This window comes from Phyllobacterium sp. (assembly GCF_037994405.1).
Lineage (GTDB): Bacteria > Pseudomonadota > Alphaproteobacteria > Rhizobiales > Rhizobiaceae > Phyllobacterium.
The window spans coordinates 1-4963 of sequence record NZ_JBBNAN010000123.1; the positions used below are offsets into that span (position 1 = coordinate 1).

The window sequence follows — 4963 nt, forward strand, 5'->3', positions numbered from 1 at the left end:
CGATGACGTGGGGTTGAGCCAATTGGAACCGCAAGGTTAGGGTCGTGTGTGTTGATCCTAGCGAGAGAGCCAGGCATGTCGCATGTAGCCTTGACGCCCGAACAGATCACTTTGGCCGATGCGATCGAAGCTCGGTTATCAAAGTTGATCACGGGAAGAATGCCATCACGCAAATCGGTCGAACGCGCCTTGGCCGTCGTCATGCCGGCGATCGAGCAGCTTGTCGCCATCACCGGCGAGGCCGCTTTCGACGCATTGCTGGATCGATGCCCGCTGATGGATTCGTTCATGAAGTTTATGGTCTTTATGGAAGACACAACCTTCGAGGATGAGCTGTTCGATATCCCTGGGGACGACGATCGCAGCTTGTGGGAGGCGCGATGACCATCGACATTGACGGGCTGAGCGAAGCACAATTACGCGATTTGAACCGGCGGGTTGTCGAACGGTTGCGCGCCATTCAGCAGCTGAAGACCTATGACGCCATGCTCAAATTCAACGTCGGCGATCAGGTGGCCTTTGACGACCAATATGGCGATCCGGTTCGCGGCGTGCTCATTCGCCATAATCGCAAGTCGGTAACCGTGCATGGCGATGATGGCAGGCATTGGAACGTTTCGCCGCAGCTGTTGCGCAAACCGGTTGTTTCAGATCATGCCCAGCCCGCCAATCTCATCGATCTTTCAAAGCACAGATAATCGGTCAGGAGGATGCGGCGATGAGATCGGCCAAGGGCGGGATGCTGTTTCCCGGCGCATTCAGGCCGAGCCGGTCGCCCAGATAATGCCAGAAGGATAGGCCAAGCTTCCTGCAGGTCTTCATCAGACCGAGCATGGTGTCGCGGGCGATGCGGCCATCACGGCTCATCGTGCCGCCTGAGATCTTGCGCTTGGTGACGACGGTGCGCAGATCGTTTTCCGAGGCATTGGTGTGCAGCGGTATCTCGGGATGATCGAGCACCTTCAGGAGTTCGTCCTTGCGCCGGTAAAGCCGCGCCAGAAGTTTGTCGAGCTCCTGATAGTCGGTGCGGATTGAGAAGATGCGGTCGAAGCGGTAGCGGATGGCCTTGCCAAGGCCGGGCGAGGGCTTTTGCTTGAAGGCCTTGAGCGCCTTGTAAAAACACCACACCAGATCGCGCATGGCATCGAGCTGACTTGCCTGGCGCGGCGTTGCCGGCATCAGCTTTTGCAACAGCCGTTCTGCGTGGACCCAACACAGGCCATGATTGCCAACCCGGAATTGGCCGGCATCATCGGAAATGATCACCGTGTTGGCCAAGAGGCCGTGATGCCGGATGGCTCCCCATAGGCCTGCTTCGCTCAGGGCGCGGACGGCTGTGTTGTCGGCGAGGATGTCGATGCCCTGTTGCGCCAGATATTCCAGAAACGGCACCTGATTGGCAAAGCGTTGCGGTTCGCCTCGCCGCAGCCTTGCAATAAGCGACAGATCGGCGCCGTGTTCTTCAAGATAGTTCAGGGCGGCATCATTGAGGACATAATCCTGATAATTGCCGGTGAGCAGCGACAGAAAGTTCAGCCGCGATTTGGTTCTCGTGGTGCGGAACACACAGAAGCGCTCGCCGCCGATCTGGGTCGTATAGCAATTTTTACGGGCATGGCGCGCGCCGGTGTCGTCGACGCTCAGATACGGTGCCGAAATGAGCCCGGCATGCAGCACGGCCGCATCCTCGGCGGCAAAGCCATCCAGCCCGTTGGTCAGGAGGCGAACCACCTGCGTCTTCGAGATCTCGATGCCAATGCCGTTTAGGATCGACGTCAGCCGCTCCGTCGTCACCTGGCCCTGCGCATGCATGACAAGACAGAAGCGGCGCACCGCCGGGCCAAAGCCGCCAATGACGCCCTCTGGCAGCGGCGCGATCAGCGTCTTGCCGTCCGGCATCACCCATCGCTCGCGCTTGTAGCACACGACTTCACTGGCCAGGATCAACTCACGCACGAGGACCGTCTCGTATCCTTTGAAGCGCGAACCCGCCGGAACATCGGCGCCCAGTACTTCTTCGCGGCTGACGCGCTCCGTGTCGCGCTTGGGGCCGCGTGGCTTCTTCTTGCCGCCTTTGCCGCCACCCGTCTTGCCATCCGTCGCCTTATCCATGCCCGACGATTTGAATGGCGGTTTCGGTGGAAGGTTCTTCAATCGGGCGATCTCATCGCGCAAAAGCTCGTTATCGATCTTCAGACGGGTGTTCTCAAGGCGAAGCTGCTCGTTCTCTTCGCGCAGTGTCCGGTTCTCCGCCTCCAGCTTGGCGAGACGCGTATCGGCTTCCTCAGTCTTCTCCAACAGACCGCCAACGAGCCGCCGCAACGCCGCAAGCGACAATGTCTCAACGTGCCGAGTCGAAGGTTGCTTCTTCTTCATGCGACGACGGAATCTGATTTGCCCCCTTAAGGGAATCCCTCAATCCGTCTTTGCCCGGGAATTTGGTCCGGTTTCCTGCCCAATTTCAACGCTTGTGGCCACGTCGCAAACTTTAACATACTGTTTAGGTTAATGTTTTTCCTGTTACAGTACTTATCCTCGCATTAGCTTCAGTCTCCTAGACCAAAGCCTGATACAAACCGACGCGGCAGTGCAGCATTTGCTGGCCCCTCGAGGTTAGTGCCCTGCCTGGTTACGTATGCGCCCATTTCCGTTGATTTTCGGGCGTTTCATCGAGCGTAGGGATGCTTGCTCGGCTATTATCGGAATTTTCAAACGACCGGTTATTCATGACTTCCGATATTGTACAACGGCCGGTTTGATTGCTTGAATCTGCCGATGTTGAAAATCCCGAAACGCCGTCTCCGCGGCTATGCCCGTGTTTCAACCGAAGATCAGGTGAACGACGCGAAGCTGATCGAGCTCAAGGCGACGAGCTGTGATGCGATTTATGAGGTACGGGGATCGGAGGCCCCGCGAGCCCGCCCTGTGCTGGCAGGGCTGTTGCGCGAGATCAATGCCGGCGAGGTGCTGGTGGTGGTGGTGCGGCTCGATCGTCTGCCGCGGTCTGCCAGCCTCTGCTCGCCGTCATCGAGCAGTTGGAAGAAAAGGGGGAACATTTCCGCTCTCTTCACGATCCGATCGATACTTCGACCCCACGGGGCATGTTTTCGTTGCAAGTTCTCGGTGCTGTTGCTCAACTGCCACGAGCGCTGATTTCCGAACGGACTAACCCGGGCCCGAACGGCGGCCTGAAGCCCTCAATAAGGCTTCGCGGGCGCGGGAACGCACTCATTTCGCGGATCTGACCACAACCATGTCGTCTTGGTTGCCCGTCGTGCAGCGCCTGCGGCCAGACCATCCTTGGGAAGGCGTGGTCCGCAGCCTTAGTCATGGAAGCGGATAAAAATGGTCGGCCGCTCGCCCTTGCGTCGCTCGGTCAAACGGCTGGTGCGCGAGGGCCTAACTGATCTAGTACTGATAAGCCCCTCCCCTCGCCGCACGCCCGAAGACCAGCTGATTATGCTGATCACCGGCATTGCCAACGCCAATCCGGGCATACGGTTCAACTTGAGTCGATGCATGAACGGATGCCGCGCGGTTCCTCGAACTGGGCGGCATCGTCGGTCAAGAACTTGGCCAGAAAACTCGGCTTCGTTGCACAGTAACGGCTCCATCGTGATGGTTACTTCATTGTAACGTCGAATGCGGCCTTACCGGAGCCTTTTCATCGTCTGGCCAGGAGTGATCGGTGAAGATAAAGGCGACCTTAAAGTTACCAGGATCCCTTATGTAGATGCCGGAGGTTGCATGATTGCAAGCGGTACCGTTCCTAGCTCGTTTTGCTTGCCTTCTCGCTATGGTCTAGGCGTTTGAGCAATTCCCCGAACCGCTCGTCGGTGGCAACCGCCTTATAGTTGCTACGAAACGCCTCTCGTAGGTCGTCCCGACTGAATCGCTCTCTGACGACCTGCTCCGTTTGTTTTTGCTTTTTCTCATTGTCCATCTGAGTCAGTTCCACAAGCTTAGAACCATCGGGACCTTTGTTGGTTCCAAACTGTCTGAAATCGCGCAGTTTTTCGAAAATAGTGGCAATCCAAGTGAGCAGGCGTAAACTGTCAACGTCGCCGGGCATACCATCGTGGCTTACTGGCGCTTGAGAGGTCAGATGTGCCCCCACCGGTGATGGAGGAGGACCCTTGATCTCATTGAACCGTTTTCACAAACTGACTTACAGCGAAGATGATTGGCAGCTCATGGAAAGCGCGCACCGCAGGGCGTGTGACCTGCTTGGACAGTCACCGTTGTACTATGAACATAACGACCGTCTCGCGCGAACCATCATGAAGCTGTTCGATACTGGTACCCGCAATGTTGAGCTTCTCGCGTCAATAGCCGTTCACCGCGAACACGTGATGGATCGACTGCTGTCAACGCATCATTGAGTGACCGGAGTATGAGAGCAATGGACAACATTGTTTGGCAAAAAACCGGCATTAGAGCGCAAGCGTGGTCGCACGCGTTCACGGCGATTGCGCCAAATGGCATTGATATCGGTCGGATCTATCAGATCGATGGAGGCCCGCTTAAGGGCCGCTGGCGCTGGATTTTTCTATTCGGCCATTCACAATTCCGCCAAGGTATCGTGAGCGGTGATCAGGCATCGAAGCAACAGGCCGCAAAGCAGGTGCGGAAGACGTACGAACGCTATCTCGAGACACCGGCCAGCGACGGCGGCCAAAGCCGCATACCGCCAAAAAGCACCCAAACCAAAACCAGACGATTTGATATATAATATTTTGAGCCATGTTCAGCTGATATTCCATCACCGAGCAAAGGCGGAACGATGCGCATTGACCTGTTTCCAAAACGGCGGAGATGATCGATGAGACAACAACACCTCGTCCTCCTCGCGCTCATCATGTGTTTTGTGCTGCTCGCGACACTCGCTTTTTGTTCGACCGAAGACCGAACACCGATCCAGATGCCCACTCTGCCGCCGCAACAGCAAGGGACTGGGGGCTAA

General features: G+C 56.8%; 7 protein-coding genes and 1 pseudogene. 6 read left to right on the forward strand and 2 right to left on the reverse strand.

Going from position 1 to position 4963, the window contains the following annotated elements:
• The first annotated feature begins 75 nt into the window (after positions 1-75).
• Both AAAC48_RS07590 and AAAC48_RS07595 read left to right on the forward strand, forming a co-directional pair.
• The gene (locus AAAC48_RS07590; protein WP_340653604.1) at positions 76-384 is read left to right on the forward strand and encodes a hypothetical protein; all 309 of its coding nucleotides are present in this window, start codon (positions 76-78) and stop codon (positions 382-384) included.
• Positions 381-698 (forward strand): hypothetical protein, encoded by a 318-nt coding sequence (locus AAAC48_RS07595; RefSeq protein WP_340653605.1) that lies wholly within the window; start codon positions 381-383, stop codon positions 696-698. The genes AAAC48_RS07590 and AAAC48_RS07595 overlap by 4 nt, the downstream gene beginning before the upstream one ends.
• 4 nt (positions 699-702) lie before the next feature.
• Here the strand turns inward: AAAC48_RS07595 and AAAC48_RS07600 are convergent, their stop codons facing one another.
• Entirely contained in the window at positions 703-2376 is a 1674-nt protein-coding gene (locus AAAC48_RS07600) for a transposase (protein ID WP_340653606.1), read from the reverse strand.
• A 399-nt stretch (positions 2377-2775) separates the two neighbouring features.
• On the opposite strand from AAAC48_RS07600, the pseudogene AAAC48_RS07605 reads away from it, so the two are divergent.
• Positions 2776-3605, forward strand: a pseudogene (locus tag AAAC48_RS07605) (recombinase family protein).
• Between the two features lie 164 nt (positions 3606-3769).
• Here AAAC48_RS07605 and AAAC48_RS07610 read toward each other — a convergent pair.
• Positions 3770-4072 carry a hypothetical protein gene (locus tag AAAC48_RS07610; protein WP_340653607.1) on the reverse strand — a complete coding sequence of 101 codons (303 nt, stop codon included), beginning with the start codon at positions 4070-4072 and terminating at the stop codon, positions 3770-3772.
• Positions 4073-4136: 64 nt separating this feature from the next.
• Here AAAC48_RS07610 and AAAC48_RS07615 point away from each other — a divergent pair, with 64 nt between their 5' ends.
• The 3 genes from AAAC48_RS07615 to AAAC48_RS07625 all read left to right on the forward strand — a co-directional run bounded on the left by AAAC48_RS07615 (position 4137) and on the right by AAAC48_RS07625 (position 4963).
• The gene (locus tag AAAC48_RS07615) at positions 4137-4382 is read left to right on the forward strand and encodes a hypothetical protein (protein ID WP_340653608.1); all 246 of its coding nucleotides are present in this window, start codon (positions 4137-4139) and stop codon (positions 4380-4382) included.
• Between the two features lie 20 nt (positions 4383-4402).
• Positions 4403-4732 carry a hypothetical protein gene (locus AAAC48_RS07620; RefSeq protein ID WP_340653609.1) on the forward strand — a complete coding sequence of 110 codons (330 nt, stop codon included), beginning with the start codon at positions 4403-4405 and terminating at the stop codon, positions 4730-4732.
• A gap of 90 nt (positions 4733-4822) precedes the next feature.
• Positions 4823-4963 carry a hypothetical protein gene (locus tag AAAC48_RS07625; RefSeq protein WP_340653610.1) on the forward strand — a complete coding sequence of 47 codons (141 nt, stop codon included), beginning with the start codon at positions 4823-4825 and terminating at the stop codon, positions 4961-4963.